The sequence below is a fragment of the uncultured Winogradskyella sp. genome, from assembly GCF_963975125.1.
In the GTDB taxonomy this organism is placed as follows: Bacteria; Bacteroidota; Bacteroidia; order Flavobacteriales; family Flavobacteriaceae; genus Winogradskyella.
In genome coordinates, this window is the sequence record NZ_CAXBGB010000058.1 from 1 (window position 1) to 20,695 (window position 20,695).

Below are 20,695 nucleotides of genomic sequence, written 5' to 3' on the forward strand. Positions count from 1 at the left end.
AAAAATCCTGATGGGTTACAACAGGATTTTTAGATTTACTAAGTCGTCAGTTCGAGTGTTTCGATCTCTAAAGCTTTCAGTATAGAAATGTATCGAGAACCTTTATTACTCCGAAAGTTTCTCGATACATTCCGACAGTAAAATGTCGGAACACTCGAAGTGACGTTCTATTTTTATTACTCAACCAAAACCCATTCTCCTTTATCAATTAAAGGAATGGCTTGCTTGTATTTTACGGTTTTGTTTTCTCCGCTCATTACATGCTTAATGGTAACTCTATCGTTACGACCAATTTTTGGTTGTTCTCTAACAATTGTTTCTACCACTTGTTGTTGGAGAGATGCTCCAGCACCTACAGATCTGTTTTGTGCAGCGCGTTCATCCATATTAGGAATCTCATCTTTTTGAGTTTCTAATTTTTCTTGCTTACGTGCTCTTGCTTCTTGTATAGTATTTGCTGTTTCTTGAGGAATTTCACCTTTAAATAAGAATGAAATGACATCCTTATTCACTTGGTCTATCATTGCTTTAAACAACTCAAAAGACTCAAACTTATAAATTAATAACGGATCTTTTTGCTCGTGTACTGCTAATTGTACTGATTGCTTTAATTCATCCATTTTACGTAAATGTACCTTCCAAGCATCATCTACAATGGCTAGTGTAATATTCTTTTCAAAATCATTGATTAGCTGTGTTCCTTTAGTTTCAAAAGCTTTCTCTAAGTCTGTAACAACTTGTAGGTTTTTTACACCATCTGTAAATGGTACTACGATACGTTTAAATTTGTCACGTTGAGTTTTATAGACATTCTCAATTACTGGAAATGCTAAATCTGCAGCACGTTGCATTTTTTCACGATAGTGCTTAAAGGCTTCTTTATAAATAATGCCTGCAATTTTCTGAGCATCCATTTTTCCGAAGTCAGCTTCAGAAATAGGAGAGCCCATTGAAAAGTAGCGTATAAGCTCAAACTCAAAGTTTTTATAATCGTTAGCCTCTTTATTACTATTCGCGATACCTTCTGAGGTATCAAAAATCATGTTGGCTAAATCGACTCTTAGACGTTCTCCTTGTAAAGCATTACGACGACGTTTGTACACGACTTCACGTTGTGCATTCATAACATCATCATACTCTAGTAAACGCTTACGAACACCAAAGTTATTCTCCTCTACTTTTTTCTGTGCTCGCTCAATAGACTTAGAAATCATGCCGTGCTGTATCACTTCTCCTTCCTTAAGTCCCATTCTGTCCATCATCTTAGCAATACGCTCACTACCAAATAGACGCATTAAGTTATCTTCTAGAGATACATAAAACTGCGAACTACCTGGATCTCCTTGACGACCAGCTCTACCACGTAATTGTCTATCTACACGACGCGAATCGTGACGCTCTGTACCAATAATAGCTAATCCACCAGCAGATTTAACTTCTTCACTCAACTTAATATCTGTACCACGACCAGCCATGTTAGTTGCAATAGTTACTTGGCCTGCATTACCAGCTTCCGCTACAATATCAGCTTCTTTTTTATGTTGTTTCGCGTTCAGTACATTATGCGGTATTTTACGAACGCTTAATAGTTTCCCTAATAGTTCAGATATTTCTACATTGGTTGTACCTAAAAGTACTGGTCTTCCTGCTTCAGATAATGCTGTGACTTCATCAATAACAGAATTGTATTTTTCGCGCTTTGTTTTGTAAACTAAATCATCTCTATCGTCTCTAACAATAGGTCTGTTAGTTGGGATTTCTACCACATCTAATTTGTAGATTTCCCAGAATTCACCTGCTTCTGTTACCGCAGTACCTGTCATACCCGACAGTTTACGGTACATTCTAAAGTAGTTCTGTAATGTTACTGTGGCGAATGTTTGTGTTGCTGCTTCAATCTTTACATTTTCCTTTGCTTCAATCGCTTGGTGTAATCCGTCAGAATAACGACGACCATCCATAATACGACCTGTTTGCTCATCTACGATCATTACTTTGTTTTCCATTACAACATAATGGTTGTCTTTTTCAAACAAAGCATAAGCCTTTAAAAGCTGATTTAAAGTGTGAATACGTTCAGACTTCACACCGAAATCTCTAAATAAAACTTCTTTAAAGTTGGCTTCTTCTTCTGAAGATAAACCTTGATCTTCAATCTTAGCAATTTCAATTCCCATTTCTGGCATCACAAAGAAATTAGGATCATCTTCACCTGAAAGAAACTCAATACCTTTGTCAGATAATTCTACCTGATTATTTTTTTCATCAATAACATAATAGAGTTCTGCATCTACTTTAGGCATTTCTCTATTGTTATCTTGCATGTAGAAATTCTCTGTTTTCTGGAGTAATTGCTTAATTCCTTCTTCACTTAAAAACTTAATTAAGGCTTTATTCTTAGGAATACCTCTATATGCTCTTAATAATTGGAAGCCACCTTCTTTAGTATCACCTGCTGCAATCAATTTTTTAGCTTCGGCTAGTACACCAACTAAATATTTACGTTGTACTTCTTCTATAGCGTTTACCTTAGGTTTTAAAGCATCGAACTCGTGCTCATCACCTCTAGGAACTGGCCCAGAAATAATTAATGGTGTACGTGCATCATCAACTAATACAGAATCGACTTCATCGACAATAGCATAGTGATGTGGACGTTGTACTAAATCTTCTGGCGAATGTGCCATGTTATCACGTAAGTAATCGAAACCAAACTCGTTATTTGTTCCATAAGTAATATCAGCGTTATAAGCTTTACGACGTGCATCTGAGTTTGGTGTATGGTAATCTATACAATCAATACTCATGCCGTGAAACTGAAATATTGGTGCCATCCAAGCACTATCTCGCTTTGCTAAGTAATCATTTACCGTTACTAAGTGAACTCCTCTGCCAGTTAAGGCATTTAAGTACACTGGTAATGTGGCTACAAGTGTTTTACCTTCACCTGTTTGCATCTCTGCAATTTTACCTTGGTGCATGGCAACACCACCAATTAACTGTACATCGTAATGAATCATGTCCCAAGTAATGGGTTTACCTGCAGCATCCCAAGAGTTTGACCAAATCGCTTGGTCTCCATCTAAGGTTACATAATCATTGTTACCCGAAATCTCACGGTCAAAGGCATTAGCCGTTACCGAAATTTCTGTATTATGTACAAAACGTTTTGCGGTTTCTTTTACTACAGCAAATGCTTCTGGTAGAATGTCGGTTAAAACTTCTTCCGTAGTATCGTAGATATCGTTTTCAAGTTTATCGATTTCGAGATAAATATCTTCACGCTCATCAATGTCTTCGGTCACTTCAGCTTTCGCTAAAAGTTCTTCTTTTTGTGTGTTTAGTGGCAATCTTGCTTTAGTAATTATTGCTTTAAACTCGTCGGTTTTTGCTCTAAGCTCATCGTGTGATAAAGCTTCTAAAGCTTTCTCAAAGGTTTTAACTTGGTTTACGATTGGTTTTAGTTCACCTACGTCTTGTTTAGATTTATCTCCAACAAAAACCTTAAGTACTTTATCAAAAAAAGTCATAGTATTATATATTTTGTAATGGATTGATTGGTGTCAATCTTCGTATTAGTTTCAGTAAAAATGTTGACTTATAACGGCTCAACATGGTCTCGAATTACGAGAATTCGAAAATAAAAAAAGTCTCTCAGTTAATTTAACGCAAGAGACTTTTTTTGTGATAATATTATATATTAATATTCATCCTCATTCCAGAGGTAATCTTCATCAGTTGGGTAGTCTGGCCAGATTTCTTCAATAGAGTCGTAAGAATCACCTTCATCTTCTATTGCTTGTAAGTTTTCAACAACCTCTAAAGGAGCTCCTGTTCTAATCGCGTAGTCAATTAGCTCATCTTTTGTTGCTGGCCAAGGTGCATCACTTAAATAAGATGCTAATTCTAATGTCCAATACATTTGCGTTGTAAATTTAATTTTTGCAAAAATAATTTTTTAGTTGAACAATTCAAGAAAAAATCAAATTAATTAATCATTAATAGAAAGAACGTGTAATCGTTAACTTTTGTTTTGGACTAAATATTGCAATTCTTAGTCCTAATCTGAAGCGATATTAAATTTGTCAATTCGAGTTAATTTTATGACTCATTGGTAATAAAACTAGTATCGAGAATCAAATTCTATACTTAAAAAGTTGTTCTCGATAAAATTCCGATTCTAGGAATCACTCGAGCTTACGTCTCAACTAAGTTTTTAAGATTCTCCTGGTAGCTATCGGGACTTAGGAATCCACTTTATCTCTTCAGCCTGTAAATCATATGACAACTTCCGTGCCAATACAAAAAGGTAGTCAGAAAGGCGATTTATGTACATCAAGGTTTCGGGTTGAAACGGTTCTAAGTCATTAAGATGCGATGCTAAACGCTCAGCTCTACGACAAACAGTACGCGCAATGTGACAGAATGACACCGTTTGATGACCTCCTGGTAATACAAAGTGAGTCATTGGTGGTAAACTTGCTTCCATAAGGTCCATTTCTTTTTCTAAACGTTCAATATCTTCGTTAGATATCTTAGGAATATTTAATCTTGCTTTACCGTTTTTTAAAGTCGCTTTTTCGGGATCTGTAGCTAAAATTGCACCAACTGTAAATAAGCGATCTTGAACCTCCATTAAGGTGTTTTTGTACAATTGATTAATATCCTGATCTCTTATTAAGCCAATGTGTGAGTTAAGCTCATCGATAGTGCCGTAGCTTTCTATTCTTATATGATGTTTAGGGACACGAGTGCCACCAAATAGGGCAGTAGTACCTTTATCTCCTGTTTTTGTGTATACTTTCATGTAAACAAAGTTAAGAGTTATGAGTTAATAGTTATAAGTGAAAAGATAAAAGTTTGAATATGAATTTTATATTTAACTGTCATTGCGAGGACGAAGGACGTGGTAATCTTTTTAATAAATTTCTTCTATTCATTTTGTCTTGATACAAACTGCGTAGCACATCATGAGTTCTATAAAATAAGAATAGGCGAATAAACGAACCAAAAAATCACGATCAAAAATAGGAAATTACTCATCTCGTTTTTTATAGTTTAATAAGGAATTCGTGAACGCGAGGCATTTGCTAAATCAACACTCGCTTTCAAAACTTAATGCTTGAAGCTGCGCTTCTCAGTTACGTTTCTTCGATCGTTATTTCTGAATTTTGATGATTCTGAAGTTGTCGAAAATTGGGACTTACTTATTAATTAAGGCTTGTTTTTTTTTAATGTCCAGATGCTATTTAAGAACATCATAATACTGAATACTTTCTAAGTATTAAAAGTATCACTCTCAACTATACCATCACGTAAACGAATAATACGATGTGCATGTGCTGCAACTTCTTCTTCGTGAGTTACCATGATTACGGTATTGCCAGCTTTATGAATATCGTCAAAAAGTCCCATTATTTCCATTCCTGTTTTAGAATCTAGATTACCTGTTGGTTCATCAGCCAAAATTATGGATGGTTTATTTACTAAAGCTCTACCTACTGCAACTCGTTGTCTTTGTCCACCAGAAAGTTGGTTGGGTTTGTGATCCATACGGTCAGCCAAGCCAACATTGTCTAGTACTTCTGTAGCACGTTCTTGACGTTGTTTTTTTGATGCTCCTGCATAAATCATAGGTAAGGCTACATTTTCTAAAGCTGTAGTTCTTGGTAATAAATTAAAGGTTTGAAAAACGAAACCTATTTCTGTATTTCTAATTTCGGCAAGCTCATCATCTGACATCTGACTCACGTCATTTCCATTTAATTTATAAGAACCTGCAGTTGGAGTATCTAAACAACCTAGTAAATTCATTAAAGTAGATTTACCAGAACCAGATGGTCCCATAATGGCTACATATTCGCCGCGTTTAATATCTAAATCGATACCTTTTAAAACATGAACAATTTCTTGTCCTAGTTTAAAATCTCTAATGATATTTCTAATTTCAATGACGTTGTCATTCATAATTTAAATAGTCTTGATTGCTAAAAGTGTCCTGCAAGATACAGGATATTACAGTTAATAAGACGCTAAAGTTATAAGGTTGTTACACTCTAATTTTAAAATGTTCTTTGACCTGTTCTTTTCTAAAAAACACGAGCCCTAAATAGAAGCAATCTACAGTTACAGTTACTGCATTATGAGCCTTTATATAATCCCAAGCTTCTGTCATTCCTTTAGACCAATATATATCGTCAAAGACAAAAATAGTTTCGTTATGAACTTTCGGTAATAAAGCTTCAAAATATTGAATGGTTGCATTTTTATTGTGATGACCATCATAGAAGACAAAATCATAATGGTCTTCTTTTAATTGAGGAATGATATCAGCAAAATATCCTGTTAAAAGATCAATGTTTTTAATATTTAGCTCTTCGAGTTTTGATTTTGTGAAAGCTGAAGTGTTTGGGCAACCTTCAATAGTTGTAATCGTTGCTGATGGATTTGCTAATGAAAAGGCATAAGTTCCCATACCCAAAGAAGTACCTAATTCTATAATTTTTTTAAACCCAAAGTATTTTGAAAACCGATATAATAATTCAGAATCTTTTTTAGAACTACTAGATGTTTTTACCATTTTACCAACCATTCGTTGGTTTGCATCTAAAACTTTAGAGCCTTCCCCTAAATCTTTGACTTGAAGAATGGTATTTGATTTTTGTAACGCTTTTCTATAGTCGTTGAGCTTAGAGTATGCTTCGTGTTTTTTCTTGTCGTAAAGGCATTTTGTGACAAAACTGTATATAAAAGGGGAATGGATTCCATGCTGGTTTGTGGAACTGAATAAGAACTTTATGTATGCTATTATTTGGTACATTATTTTTCTCTAAATTCCAATAGTTATCGGAAGCTAAGACGCAAAGGTTTTTATTTTTACTTTAAGTTACAAGTATTCGTCATTGCGAGGCTAACTTTTTCTGTTAGCTGTGGCAATCTGTTTATTTTGATAATCCTACACTTCATGAGATTGCCGCGTCCTACGTCCTCGCAATGACATAAAAATTAGGCTTCCAGTTTTTCAGACAATTCAAACCAACGCATTTCTTTTTCGCTAATAGTATCTATAATTACTTGAAGCTTTTCTGATAATTTGGCAATATCCTCTTGAGCTAATTCTGGATTATTAAATTTAGTTTCTAAGGCTGTTTTATCTAATTCTAATGACCGAATCTTAGATTCTAAATTCTTGTGTTCCTTTTGCTCGTTATAAGATAATTTATTAGCATCATTTTGTTTTACAGCTTTGGTATTGTTGGTCTTTACAGGTTGTTCTATTTGTTTAGGTTTGCTACTATCATAAGCTCTAAAATCTGAATAATTACCAGGGAAATCGTCAACAACACCTTCACCTCTAAACACAAACATGTGATCTACAATTTTATCCATAAAGTAACGGTCGTGAGATACGACTAAAAGCACACCAGGGAAATCCATTAAGAAATCTTCAAGTACGTTAAGCGTTACAATATCTAAATCATTGGTAGGCTCATCTAAAATCAACACATTAGGATTCTGAATTAAAACCGTACACAAATACAGTCGTTTTTGTTCACCACCACTCAATTTTTCTACAAAATCCCATTGTTTTTTTCTGTCGAATAAAAAACGTTCTAACAATTGTTGCGCGCTTATTTGTCGCCCTTTAGATAATGGAATATAATCTCCAAATTCTTTAATAACATCAATAACCTTTTGGTTAGGTTTTGCTTTAATTCCATCTTGTGTATAATAACCAATCTTTACAGTTTCGCCAATGACAACTTTACCATTGTCGGGTTGTAAACTCTGTGTTAATAAGTTAAGAAATGTAGATTTACCAGTTCCGTTTTTACCAATTACACCAATACGTTCTCCTTTTTTGAAGGTGTACTCAAAACCATCTAAGATGACTTTGTCTTTAAAAGCTTTAGATACATTATGAAACTCTATTATTTTGCTACCTAAACGTTCCATATTTATTTCTAATTGCACTTGGTGGTCGTTTCGACGTTTGTGCGCTTTCGATTTTATTTCGAAGAAATCATCAATTCTACTCTTAGATTTTGTTGTACGTGCTTTAGGCTGGCGTCGCATCCAATCGAGCTCTTTTTTAAAGAGTTGTTTTGCTTTACCAACTTCTGTAGCTTGGTTTTCGATTCTTGCTTCTTTCTTTTCTAAATAATAAGAATAATTGCCCTTATAGGTATGTAATTCTCCTTGGTCTAATTCTACGATTTCATTGCACACACGCTCTAGAAAGTAGCGATCGTGAGTTACCATAAAAAGGGTTTGCTGTGTCTTAGCAAAATAGTCTTCTAACCATTCAATCATTTCTAAATCTAGGTGATTGGTGGGCTCATCTAAAATTAAAATATCAGGCTTACTTAATAATACTTGAGCTAAAGCTAAACGCTTTTTTTGTCCGCCAGAAAGGGTATTTACTTTTAAGCTAAGGTCGTCTAATTTTAGTTGCGAAAGTGTTTGTTGATATTGCGTTTCAAACTCCCAAGCATTATGTCTGTCCATGCCTTCAAAAGCCAACTGATAAGCTTCTGTGTCTTCCGGATCTTTTAATGCATTTTCGTAGGCATGGATAGTTTTTAATACAGGAATGTCTGAAGCGAAAATGGTTTCTTCAATTGTTAGTTTTAGATCTAAATTAGGTTCTTGGTCTAAAAAAGCCAAACGCAATCCTTTTCTAATAACTATTTGTCCTTGGTCTGGAGAGTCTTTTCCTGATAAGATATTAAGTATGGAAGTTTTTCCACTTCCGTTTTTTGCAACAAAAGCAATCTTCTGATCTTTATGAATACTGAATGATAAATCTTTAAAGAGTACAAGCTCTCCATAAGACTTAGAAATATTTTCAACGTTGAGGTAGTTCAAACTTATTTTTTTACAAAGAACGTAAATAAACCAAAAACAAACCTAATAGTTTTGTTATTACTATTGATGCATTATATTTGTCTGTAAACAGCCATTTTACGTATGAAGCGACTAAAGCTTTTAATTATTTTTCTTAGTTGTGTTATTGTTTCTTCCTGCATACCACATAAAGACACAATTTACTTACAAAATAAAGAGGGTTCTACCAATGACACTATCCCATATAACCTAACCGAAATTCAAAAACCATATAGAGTTCAGATTGATGATATTTTGAATATTAGAATAAAAGTCTTAGATCAAGATAATGTTCAAATCTTTAATCCTATAGGCGATGTTAACTTAAATGCTAGCAGTGCAGAGCGTGCTTATTTTGATGGTTTTACAGTAGATGTTCATGGAAATATTAGGATTCCAATTTTAAGGGATTTTAATGTTTTGGGATATACTGTCGCCGAAATAGAAGACATGATTAAACAGAAATTATTGGATGAACAATTTAAAGAAACATCTAACATTTTTGTTACAGTTAAATTAGCTGGTTTGCGTTACACGGCTAATGGTGAGATAGGTGCTCCGGGTACCATTACTCTATTTAGAGAACGTGTTAATATTTTCGTGGCTATAGCAAATGCTGGCGAAATTCCGGTTACTGGTAATAAAAAAGACGTTTTGGTTATAAGGCAATATCCTCAAGGTCAAAAAATACATAGTTTAGATCTTACAGATATAAATGTAATGAAATCACCATATTATTACATTCAACCAAACGATATCATTTATGTTAAACCTTTAAAACAAAAATCTATCGGAACTGGTGAAACGGCAGTAGCTAGTATAGCTACTATTGCAACAGTTATTTCTTTAATTACTTCTGGAATATTGATTTTCTCAAGACGATAAGGTGTTATGAATTATAATGATTTAGATGGTTTAGATGATATAGATAATAATGATACGCAACGCCTAAGTTTTGATTTTAAAGGCTTTCTCTTTAAAGTATTTGGTCTATGGAAACTAATAGTATTGTGCGTTTTGGCAGCTTTGGCTGTTGCTCATTATATAAATATAAGAAAACAAAACATTTATAGATTAGACTCTTTAATTACGGTCAATAATGATCAAAATCCCTTTTTTACAGCCAATACAAGTATCTCATTTAATTGGGGAGGAGTTTCTGGTAAAGTAGGAAGTATATTGACAGAGATTAAGACCAGATCACATAATGAGTTAGTTATCGATTCCTTAGAATATTATAAAGAGTATTTAAAGCAGGGGAAATATCATTTACTTGATATTTATAAGACTACACCATTTGAAGTTGAAACTGATAAGTCTCGACCTCAGATGCTTGAGGAACCAATGAAGGTGAAAATTATTGATAATTATTCGTACGAATTGTCTTATGAGTTTGAATCAGATAAAGCTCTTGGGCAAATCTATTCTTCAAAACAAAAAGTATCAGTCAATGTAGATGTTGGGTCATTTTCTAAAACCTATAAGTTTGGAGAGGTAGTTAACCTGCCATTTTTTAATGGTATTGTGAGGTTAAAACCAAATGCAAATATATCTAATGAAGCAGTTTATTTTGTTAGATATCTAAATTTTGATTCTGTAGTTAATGCCTACAAAAATGGCATTAGAATAGATCCGACTTCGAGGGATGCTTCTTCCGTATTACGTTTGTCCTTAGTTGGACTGAATAAGTCTAAAATTGTAGATTTTCTTAATGCTACATCAGACATTTTAAGAAAAACTGAGCTTGAACGCAAAAACCTTTATGCAACAAACACCATTAAATTCATTGACAGTAGTCTTTTTGCCGTTAATGATATATTAAAAGATGTTACAGATGAAATGAATAATTTCAGAAAAACAAATAAGGTGTTTAATGTTGAAGAAGAGATGAGTCTAAAATCTGAAGAGCTTAAAGGGTATGATCAAGAAAAACTAAAAGAAGAGTCAAAATTAAATTACCTAAACAGTCTTGAAAGTTACATTAGAACTAAAACCGATTATTCTCAGATTGCTGCGCCAACTTCTGTTGGTATAGATGAGGTTAACATTTTATCTGGTGTCACTAAAATTATTGGTTTATCTATAGAGCGTCGAAATTTAGAGTATTCTACTAAAGAAGGTTCTATACTTTTTAATGAGTTAGATCGCAGAATAGACACAGAAAAGAGTGTTTTGTTAGAGGCTGTAGATGTAACTAAAAGAACCATTGGAGTTCAGTTAAATACTATAAGCAATAAAATTGCAAACTTAGAATCTAAATTGATTGGACTTCCTAAAGACCAGCAAGAGTACCTTAAAATTCAGCGCAAGCTCAATTTGAGTAGAGAAGCTTATGATATCTACCAGGCAAAACGAGGAGAAGCAGCTATTGTAAAAGCAGCCAATGTCTCTGATATTACTGTTATTGATAATGCGAAAGATATAGGGAACGGACTTATTGGGCCAAAAAAATCTCTCAACTATATGATGGCTTTATTAGTTGGTTTCTTATCACCTGTGTTTTTAATATTTGCTGTATATCTGCTAGATAATACTATTCATAGTGCAGATGAGGTGACAAAAATGTCTAAAATACCAATTTTGGGATTAATTGGTAAGTATCGTTATCAGAATAATTTAGTTGCGCACGAAAAGCCTAAGTCAGCTGTGGCAGAGTCTTTTAGAGCTGTTCGTTCTAGCCTTCAATTTATATTTAAGAATAGTGCGTCTTCGACTAGAGCTAGTACATTAATGATAACATCTTCTGTAAGTGGAGAAGGTAAAACCTTTGCATCTATTAATATAGCAACAGTTTATGCCCTATCTGGAAAAAAGACAATCTTATTAGGTCTAGATTTGCGTAAACCAAAGATCTTTGGGGATTTTAAGATTACTAATGACGAAGGAGTGGTTAATTATCTAATTGGAGATCGTAATTTAGAAGAAATTACAACACACACACACATAGAAAACCTCGACTTAATTACTTCAGGTCCTGTACCGCCAAATCCTTCAGAATTGTTAATGAGTGATAAGCTAAAAGAACTAATAAGTAAACTTAAGAATGAGTATGACATGATTATTTTAGATACTCCTCCTTTAGGGTTGGTTACTGATGCATTAGAACTCGTACAATATGCAGACGCTTCAATATTTATGGTAAGATTAGATTATACTAAAAAAGGAATGCTGCAGTTAGTAAATGCTAAATATAATAGAGGAGAGCTTAAAAATATAAGTTATTTACTTAACTTTTATAGACATAAGAATAATCATAATTACAGTTATGGTTATGGCTACGGCTATGGTTATGGCTACGGAGTTTATGGAGATGCTTATCATGAAAAAGAAGATAACTCCATTTGGCAAAGAATCAAGAGTATTTTTAAGCGTAAATAACACATCAATACTTAAATTTTGATTACTAAAACACAACTTAAAGTCAAACGTATTTTTGATCTTGTTTTGGTTATCATTGTTTTACCGATATTACTTTTACCCATATTAATATTAATTATAGTGGCGACTATAGATACTAATAAATATGGTGTATTTTCTCAATTTCGTGTCGGTCAACATGGAGAATTATTCAAAATTTATAAAATAAGATCACTTCGAGAAGAAGTTCATAAATTAGGACATTTAGATAAAAGCGTAACTAAGTTTGGTGAATTTCTAAGACGGACAAAATTAAATGAGCTGCCTCAGCTATATAATGTCTTAATCGGAAATATGAGTTTTGTTGGGCCAAGACCTGATTTACAGGGTTTTGCTGATAAATTAGAAGGTGAAGATCGCATAATTTTAATAGTTAAACCTGGTGTAACAGGAGAAGCAACCTTAAAATATAAGAATGAAGAGCGTGTATTAGAACGTCAAAAAGACCCAAAACACTACAATAGAACGATTATTTGGGTAGATAAAGTGAAAATCAACAAAAAGTACGTTGAGAATTACAGTTTTTATTTAGATTTGACACTCATTTTAAAATCTACTTTATACAAATGAAACATACAGAAGACAAAATTGCAATCATAGGATTAGGTTATGTCGGTTTGCCCCTAGCCGTAGAATTTGCCAAGCAATTTTTCGTAGTTGGTTTTGATATCAATAAACAGCGAATCAAAGAGTTAAATTCTGGTTTAGATAAAACTTTAGAAGTAGATAATGATAATCTTTTATCAGTTTTAACTACAGACTTAAATGCAAATAAAGGATTATATATAACGGATAATATTGAAACTTTAGCTATAACTAACGTATATATCATTACTGTACCAACACCAACTGATGCTTTTAACAAACCAGTATTTACGCCATTAATTAAAGCGAGTGAGGCTGTCGGTAAGGCCATGTCTAAGAATGATATCGTAATATACGAATCAACAGTATATCCTGGAGCTACAGAAGATATATGTGTTCCTATTTTGGCTGAGGTATCTGGTTTAACATATAATAAAGACTTTTTTGCAGGCTATTCACCAGAACGTATTAATCCAGGTGATAAGCATCACACAGTAACAAAGATATTAAAGGTAACTTCTGGTTCTACTCCAGAGATTGCTAAGAAAGTTAATGATTTATACTTAAGAGTGATTACAGCTGGTACACACCTAGCACCATCTATAAAAGTGGCAGAAGCAGCAAAAGTTATTGAGAATTCTCAACGCGATATTAATATTGCTTTTGTAAATGAACTATCTAAAATTTTCAGACTTTTAGAAATAGATACAAAAGCTGTTTTAGAAGCAGCAGGTACTAAATGGAATTTCTTAAAATTCTCTCCAGGTTTAGTTGGTGGTCATTGTATTGGTGTAGATCCTTATTACTTGGCTCAAAAAGCCATAGAATCTGGTTATAACCCAGAGATTATTTTAGCAGGTCGTAAGATGAATGACAGTATGGGCAGTTATGTTGCTACCGAAACTGTAAAAATGATGATTAAAAAAGGGGCTACTATAAAAGGATCTAATGCTTTAGTATTAGGGATTACTTTTAAAGAAAATTGTCCGGATATTAGAAACTCTAGAGTTATTGATATAATTGAAGAATTCCAATCTTACCATGTTAATGTAGACGTTTTCGATACTTGGGCTTCGAAAGAAGAAGTAAAACATGAGTATGGTATAGATTTAAAATCTTCGATGTCTGAATTAAAATCAGATTATGAAGCTATAATCTTAGCTGTGTCTCACAACGAATTTTTAGAAATATCATTAGATAATTTAAAATCGGATACATGTGTAGTATTTGACGTCAAGTCTTTATTACCACATGGCAGTGTTGACGCACGTTTATAATACAAATCAACCTACTAAATATGTATTCAAATCCACATCATACAGAAGATCTGTCTAAATTAAGTTTTTTAATTACTGGAGGAGGAGGCTTTATTGGCTCCAACCTTGTAGAATACTTGTTAAAGTATAATGCAAAAAAAGTTAGAGTTTTAGATGATTTTTCTAATGGTCATCGAAAGAATTTAACTGAATTTAATGACAATCCTGCCTTCGAATTATTAGAAGGTGACATAAGAGATATAAAAACCTGTAAAAAAGCGATGGAAGGCATTGATTATGTTTCTCACCAAGCTGCTCTAGGTTCAGTGCCACGATCTATTAACGATCCAGCAACGACTAACGAAGTTAATATTTCTGGATTTTTAAATATGATGATTGCACTTAAGGACAGTCCAACTGTAAAACGAATGGTTTATGCAGCATCTAGTTCTACTTATGGCGACAGTAAAGCGTTACCAAAAGTAGAAGACACTATTGGTAAGCCGTTATCTCCTTATGCAGTAACAAAATATGTAAACGAATTATACGCAGATGTATTTGGTACAACGTACGATACAGATGTTATTGGTTTAAGATATTTTAATGTATTTGGGCCTAAGCAAAGCCCAGATGGTGCTTATGCAGCAGTGATTCCATTATTTATGCAAGCTCTAAATGATGATGAGCCTTCTAAAATAAATGGAGATGGAGAGCAAACAAGAGATTTTACATTTATAGATAATGTTGTACAAGCTAATGTTAAAGGGTTTTTCGCATCTAAAGAGGCAAAGAATGAAGTAATTAATGTGGCATGTGGAGAAAGAATTACTATAAACTATTTATGGGAATCTTTACGTATTGCTGCAAATTCTAAATTAAAGGCTATTTATGGACCGGAAAGACAAGGTGATGTTAGAGATTCTTTGGCTAATATTTCTAAAGCTGAAAAGCTCTTAGGCTACAAACCACAGTATACTGTAAGAGAAGGTTTAAAAATTACTTGGGATTATTTTAATTAAGATATAATTCTTTTTATAATATTGAAAACCACTTTAAAGTGTTTTTTTGTTCTATTATCTCATTTTAAATGAGAATGAAGGTTTAGCTTTGATTATTATGATGTATATATCATATCAATAATAAATTGTTAAAATCAATTGAATAAAAAGCGCAAAGAATAAGTCATTTTGCTGTATTTCATTTATTATATTCGCTTCAATAAATAAAAAAAATTGAAAACTGCTGAAGATAATTGGCTTTACGTTATAACCTCTAAGAAGAAATTAATAGACTTTAATTTTTCTGAAATTTGGCGTTATAGAGATTTACTAATTTTATTTGTAAAGCGCGATATCATAACGCTTTATAAGCAGACTGTACTTGGTCCACTTTGGTATTTAATTCAGCCTTTATTTACATCATTAATATTCACTCTAATCTTCAATAATCTTGCAGATATACCAGTTACTGATGGTGTTCCTAATTTTCTATTCAACCTTGCAGGTATAACTTCCTGGAACTATTTTAAAGAATGTCTCATTGGCACTAGCGATACGTTTAAGAAGAATGAAAATATTTTTGGTAAAGTATATTTTCCTCGTGTAATTATGCCTATGTCTGTAGTAGTCTCTAACCTATTGAAATTTGGTATTCAAATACTTGTTCTTATAGCTTTCTACATTTATTATGTTTGGTTTGCAACACCAAGTTTTGATATTATACCACAAATAAATTTAGCTTTATTTCCATTTTTAGTAATAATGATGGCTCTGTTAGGATTAGGTTTTGGAATGATAATTTCATCTATAACCACTAAGTATAGAGATCTCTTTTTTTTAATTCAATTTGGTGTGCAATTACTTATGTATGGATCTGCAGTAATGTATCCAATGTCATATTTTAAGAAGAAATTACCTGATTATTATTGGCTTATAGAGTATAATCCTATAGCGGTAATTATAGAGTCATTTAGAACCATGGTTTTTGGAATAGGTGATTTAGAATTTAATAAGTTAATTTATACAGCTTTTTTTAGCATAATAATTTTCTTAATAGGACTTGTTGTTTTTAATAAAACAGAAAAAAACTTTATTGATACCATATAATGAGTTCGGATATAATTTTAAAAGTAGAAGATGTAGGCAAACAATACCGTTTAGGATTAGTGGGTACAGGTACGTTGAGTCACGACGTTAACCGTTGGTGGAGTAAACTAAGAGGAAAGGAAGATCCTTATTTAAAAGTTGGTGAAGCCAATGATAGAGCAGGCAAAGGAAATTCTCCTTACGTGTGGGCACTTCAGGATATTTCATTTAATGTAAAGCGTGGTGAAGTATTAGGGATTATAGGCAAGAATGGAGCTGGTAAATCAACTTTACTTAAAATATTGTCTCGTGTAACATCTCAAACTTTAGGTCAAATAAAGACTAAAGGTAGAATAGCTTCATTATTAGAAGTCGGTACAGGGTTTCATCCAGAAATGACAGGTAGAGAAAATATTTATTTAAATGGCGCTATACTTGGAATGACTAAGGCCGAAATAAATGGTAAGATAGATGAGATTATAGATTTCTCTGGTTGTTTAAGATATGTTGATACTCCTGTAAAACGCTATAGTTCTGGTATGAAAGTGCGTTTAGCATTTGCTGTGGCTGCTCATTTAGAACCAGATATTTTAATTGTAGATGAAGTATTAGCAGTAGGAGATGCCGAATTTCAGAAAAAAGCCATTGGTAAAATGCAAGATATTTCTAATAGCGATGGCAGAACAGTGTTATTTGTGAGTCATAATATGACAGCAGTGAAAAATCTATGTCAAAGAGGTGTTTTACTAGAAAATGGACGCATAACTTTAGAAGATGATATTACTAATGTCATTGATAAGTATTTATCTATAGATGGCTCCACTGCTTTAAAGGAAGTTTTTACTGATGAAACCAGAAGAATTGGTAGCCATAAATTAATGAAAGCAATCGAAATTGTTACTGCAGACAGAGATGTTTATACAAATGAAGATTTGCTATTTAAACTTACTTTTGATCATACAGATACCCAAGAGTTAACTTTAGGTTATGTAATTAAGGACGATAAAGGAACGAGTGTACATGCGGCAAACATGCAACAATACAATCTAAAATATCGTTTGGACAAAGGTCATACTATTGATGTGCTTCTAAAACGTATTCCATTAGCACCAGGTAAATATACTATTTCACTTTACTTAGGAAACGGAAGCTATGACGTAGATATCATTGAGGATGCCATATTTTTTCAAGTATTTTGGTCTAAAGAATTAAAAGCAGTACCGCCTCAAAAAAAATGGGGAAGTACATTTATAAATACAGAGTGGAATTATAGAAATGAAGAAGCCTAATAATATAAACAATTGTATTCTTTGTAAGTCTGACAAGATTAAACTTTTAGAGAAGCTATCTGTTAGTCAATTAAATGATTTGTATTACAACAGTTTTGGGTTTGATATAAAGAATGAGCTTGATGGCGATTTTATAGAATTTGTAGAATGTGAAAACTGTAGGTTGAGATTTTTTGAAGAGCGTGCTGCAGGTAGTGCAGAGTTCTATGAAAATCTTCAAAATCATAGAAAAGTATATTATAATCCTAATCGACCAGAATTCGATTATGCCAAATCTTTTGTAGAATCAACAGACAGCGTTTTAGAAATTGGATCTGGAAGTGGATTGTTTGCATCAAAAATTGATGTAAAAAAATATGTAGGCTTAGAGTTTAATGAATTAGCCATAGAAAAAGCGAAAGCCAATAATATTGAATTACTAAATAAAAGCGTAGAGACATTTGCAGATGAATCTGATGATTTATTTGATGTAGTTTGTAGTTTTCATGTATTAGAACATGTGAAGAGTCCTAAAGATTTTATTGAATCTAGTTTAAAGCTTTTAAAAAAGGGAGGCTTATTAATAATTTCAGTACCATGTAACGACTCTATATATACTAGAAATGTAAATCATGTATTGAATCTTCCTCCGCATCATATTTCAAGATGGACGCTAAAATCGATGGATAGTATAGCTGAGATTTACAGTTTAAAAGTCCACGACACTAAAACACACCTTGATGAAACTAATTTCAACAAACGTGGCTATACTAAAATGATTTTGCAAGAGAAGGCAATTTCTATTTTGCATCCAAAACATAAACTTTTATTAGAAAACAAGAAATTAAATAAAATTAATAGAGTTGTATCTGCTTTAAATAATAAGCTAAAGTTATTTCGCTTTTCAAATGCAGATAAAGTTATAGGTGAGAACATAACTTATGTTTTTAAAAAAGAATAATAAAAAATGAATGTTTTATTTTGGATTTCGAGCTTTCCAAGTTACTCTGAAACTTTCATTAGAAATCAGGTTATTAATCTTATAGACCATAATATCAATGTATTAATATATACCAATAACAAAGATAGCAGTCAAAGTAGTAGTCTAGATAATTTAGAATCTTATGGGCTTTTAGAGCGTGTTACCTCCAAGAATGAATTGTACCACACTAATAAGGTTATAAGAGTTTTAATTGCCTTCAAAATTTTATTAGGTTCTTTATTTACCAAAAACTTTAAATTTTATTTAAAATCATTGAACTCTAAGCGATATGGTAATGCAGCGAAATCTCTAAAGCATTTTTATTTTATATCGTATTTACTTAAAAACAAAATAGATGTTATCCATGCACACTATGGACCAAACGGAAATGATGCGGCTGTTTATAAAGAAATAGGATTGCCTGTTAAACTCATTTGTACATTTCATGGTTATGACATTAGATTAGGTGACAAAAAACCAAAGATATTTTATAATATTCTGTTTAAATATGCCGATAAAATTATTTCAATTTCCGATTACAACTATAATAAGTTGATAGGATTTGGATTAGCAAAGAACAAATTGGTGAGCATTAATAATGGAGTTCGTTTAGGAGATGATGATGCACGTGTAGAAAGAGATAACGACGTTATCAAGATTTTGAGTGTTGGACGTTTAGTGGAGGATAAGGCTATAGATTTAGCATTAAAAGCCTTACATAAACTTCATAAGGATTATCCTCAAATACAATGGCAATATGATATTATTGGTGATGGAGAATTAGAAAACGCATTAAAAGAATTAACTGAAGAGTTTAAATTGACTTCAAAAGTGAAATTTCATTTATACCAAGATTCTAATTACGTGAAATCTATGATGAATACTTCTGATTTCTTATTATTAACCAGCGTAAATGAAGCTTTGCCCACAGTAATACTAGAAGCACAGGCTTTAAAATTACCAGTTATAGCTACAAATGTTGGGTCAGTCTCTAATTTGGTTATCGATAATCACACAGGTTTTTTAGTAGAACCCAACGTAGATAGTATTTATGAAGGTTTAGTTAAATTGATTGAAAACAAAGAAAAATGGGAAGATTATGGAATTAATGGTCATCGTATTGTAGAGGAAAACTACGATGAGAAAAAAGAAATAATTAAACTCATAGACTTATATAAAACCTGGTATAATGGGTAGTCAGTTAGTTTCTATAATAATACCAACCTTTAACCGCTCAGAAATTTTATCTGATACTTTAGACAGTATTAAAGAACAGACCTATAAGAATTGGGAATGTATTATTGTAGATGATGGTAGCACAGATAGAACAGAAGCACTTATTAATGAATATGTCGCATCAGATGACAGGTTTAAGTTTTATAAAAGACCAGCCGAGAAACTAAAAGGGGCTAATGCATGTCGTAATTATGGCTTTAAAAAATCTGAAGGTGAGTTTATTAATTGGTTTGATAGTGATGATGTTATGCATCCTAATTTTATAAAAGAAAAACTCACGTATTTGGCAGAAGATGAGACTTTAGATTTCTGTGCTTGTCTTGGTCAGAATTTTATTAAAAGTACCAACGAAGCTGGTGTTCCTATCCGTCCTAAAGTATTAAATTCTACAAATTATTTAGAAGATTATCTTCTCAAAGGCTTATTTTTTTATACACCATCACCACTATGGAGGAAAACTTTTTTGGAGTCCAAGACGTTATTTAATGAGAAAATGCAACGTGCACAAGAAAGTGATTTTCACTTTAGAATGTTAACCTATAATCCAAAATACCATTATATCGACAAAGTATTGTTTTATATAAGAGTTGGAGGTGAAGGAATAACAACGGGAGCGTCTAAATCATTTAAGGCGCAAGAATCCGTTTTTAATTACTTTAATACAGTTTTCAATCACTTCATACATGATAAAACTATAAAACAGAATGTGCATTTGGTACAATACGCTTTCTACAGACAAGCAGCAAACTATTATAATTTAAACCTTCTACAGAATAATTTTGTTGGGAGGTGCAGTTTATTTTTTAATTATTCGAGTTATCTTGTAGCATACGTATTAAAAGTTAAAACATTGAGGAAACATTTTTTTAAAATCATTGCAGGATTAATAACTGTGCTTTTTTTCAAAAAGGGTTATCGGTTTTTTTATTTTCCTCAATACGATTTTAGATCCAATAATTAATTATAACATAAAAATAAACG

Annotated in this window: 16 protein-coding genes; 10 read left to right on the forward strand and 6 right to left on the reverse strand. The window is 32.5% G+C overall.

The genetic code is table 11. The features are described from left to right. Positions 1–176: 176 nt before the first annotated feature. The 6 genes from secA to AAC053_RS09565 all read right to left on the reverse strand — a co-directional run bounded on the left by secA (position 177) and on the right by AAC053_RS09565 (position 8,868). Positions 177–3,530, reverse strand: coding sequence for a preprotein translocase subunit SecA (gene secA / locus AAC053_RS09540; protein ID WP_339755681.1), 3,354 nt, complete (start codon positions 3,528–3,530; stop codon positions 177–179). 170 nt (positions 3,531–3,700) lie between these two features. Further along, positions 3,701–3,922 carry a DUF2795 domain-containing protein gene (locus AAC053_RS09545; protein ID WP_008272287.1) on the reverse strand — a complete coding sequence of 74 codons (222 nt, stop codon included), beginning with the start codon at positions 3,920–3,922 and terminating at the stop codon, positions 3,701–3,703. A gap of 312 nt (positions 3,923–4,234) precedes the next feature. Then, complete coding sequence (locus tag AAC053_RS09550; protein ID WP_339755683.1) at positions 4,235–4,807, reverse strand: cob(I)yrinic acid a,c-diamide adenosyltransferase; 573 nt, start codon at positions 4,805–4,807, stop codon at positions 4,235–4,237. 470 nt (positions 4,808–5,277) lie between these two features. Continuing rightward, positions 5,278–5,967: an ABC transporter ATP-binding protein gene (locus tag AAC053_RS09555; RefSeq protein WP_339755685.1), complete on the reverse strand. Its 690-nt coding sequence runs from the start codon at positions 5,965–5,967 to the stop codon at positions 5,278–5,280. Positions 5,968–6,049: 82 nt separating this feature from the next. Next, entirely contained in the window at positions 6,050–6,820 is a 771-nt protein-coding gene (locus AAC053_RS09560; protein ID WP_339755687.1) for a class I SAM-dependent methyltransferase, read from the reverse strand. Positions 6,821–7,005: 185 nt separating this feature from the next. Beyond that, positions 7,006–8,868 carry an ABC-F family ATP-binding cassette domain-containing protein gene (locus AAC053_RS09565; protein WP_339755688.1) on the reverse strand — a complete coding sequence of 621 codons (1,863 nt, stop codon included), beginning with the start codon at positions 8,866–8,868 and terminating at the stop codon, positions 7,006–7,008. A gap of 102 nt (positions 8,869–8,970) precedes the next feature. Between AAC053_RS09565 and AAC053_RS09570 the strand changes: the two genes are divergently transcribed. From AAC053_RS09570 to AAC053_RS09615, 10 genes are all read left to right on the forward strand, one after another. Beyond that, positions 8,971–9,771 carry a polysaccharide biosynthesis/export family protein gene (locus AAC053_RS09570; protein ID WP_339755690.1) on the forward strand — a complete coding sequence of 267 codons (801 nt, stop codon included), beginning with the start codon at positions 8,971–8,973 and terminating at the stop codon, positions 9,769–9,771. Between the two features lie 6 nt (positions 9,772–9,777). Continuing rightward, complete coding sequence (locus AAC053_RS09575; RefSeq protein ID WP_339755692.1) at positions 9,778–12,264, forward strand: polysaccharide biosynthesis tyrosine autokinase; 2,487 nt, start codon at positions 9,778–9,780, stop codon at positions 12,262–12,264. An 18-nt stretch (positions 12,265–12,282) separates the two neighbouring features. Continuing rightward, a complete protein-coding gene (locus tag AAC053_RS09580; protein WP_339755694.1) occupies positions 12,283–12,873 on the forward strand; it encodes a sugar transferase in 591 nt (196 codons plus the stop codon). Further along, positions 12,870–14,165: a nucleotide sugar dehydrogenase gene (locus AAC053_RS09585; protein ID WP_339755696.1), complete on the forward strand. Its 1,296-nt coding sequence runs from the start codon at positions 12,870–12,872 to the stop codon at positions 14,163–14,165. The genes AAC053_RS09580 and AAC053_RS09585 overlap by 4 nt, the downstream gene beginning before the upstream one ends. Positions 14,166–14,185: 20 nt before the next feature. Beyond that, positions 14,186–15,163, forward strand: coding sequence for an SDR family oxidoreductase (locus AAC053_RS09590; RefSeq protein ID WP_339755698.1), 978 nt, complete (start codon positions 14,186–14,188; stop codon positions 15,161–15,163). A 213-nt stretch (positions 15,164–15,376) separates the two neighbouring features. Then, positions 15,377–16,249 (forward strand): ABC transporter permease, encoded by an 873-nt coding sequence (locus tag AAC053_RS09595; RefSeq protein ID WP_339755700.1) that lies wholly within the window; start codon positions 15,377–15,379, stop codon positions 16,247–16,249. Then, positions 16,249–17,517 carry an ABC transporter ATP-binding protein gene (locus AAC053_RS09600; RefSeq protein WP_339755702.1) on the forward strand — a complete coding sequence of 423 codons (1,269 nt, stop codon included), beginning with the start codon at positions 16,249–16,251 and terminating at the stop codon, positions 17,515–17,517. The genes AAC053_RS09595 and AAC053_RS09600 overlap by 1 nt, the downstream gene beginning before the upstream one ends. Continuing rightward, entirely contained in the window at positions 17,504–18,457 is a 954-nt protein-coding gene (locus AAC053_RS09605; protein WP_339755704.1) for a class I SAM-dependent methyltransferase, read from the forward strand. The genes AAC053_RS09600 and AAC053_RS09605 overlap by 14 nt, the downstream gene beginning before the upstream one ends. A 6-nt stretch (positions 18,458–18,463) precedes the next feature. Next, entirely contained in the window at positions 18,464–19,675 is a 1,212-nt protein-coding gene (locus tag AAC053_RS09610) for a glycosyltransferase (protein ID WP_339755706.1), read from the forward strand. Further along, positions 19,668–20,675 (forward strand): glycosyltransferase family A protein, encoded by a 1,008-nt coding sequence (locus tag AAC053_RS09615; protein WP_339755708.1) that lies wholly within the window; start codon positions 19,668–19,670, stop codon positions 20,673–20,675. The genes AAC053_RS09610 and AAC053_RS09615 overlap by 8 nt, the downstream gene beginning before the upstream one ends. Positions 20,676–20,695 lie beyond the last annotated feature (20 nt).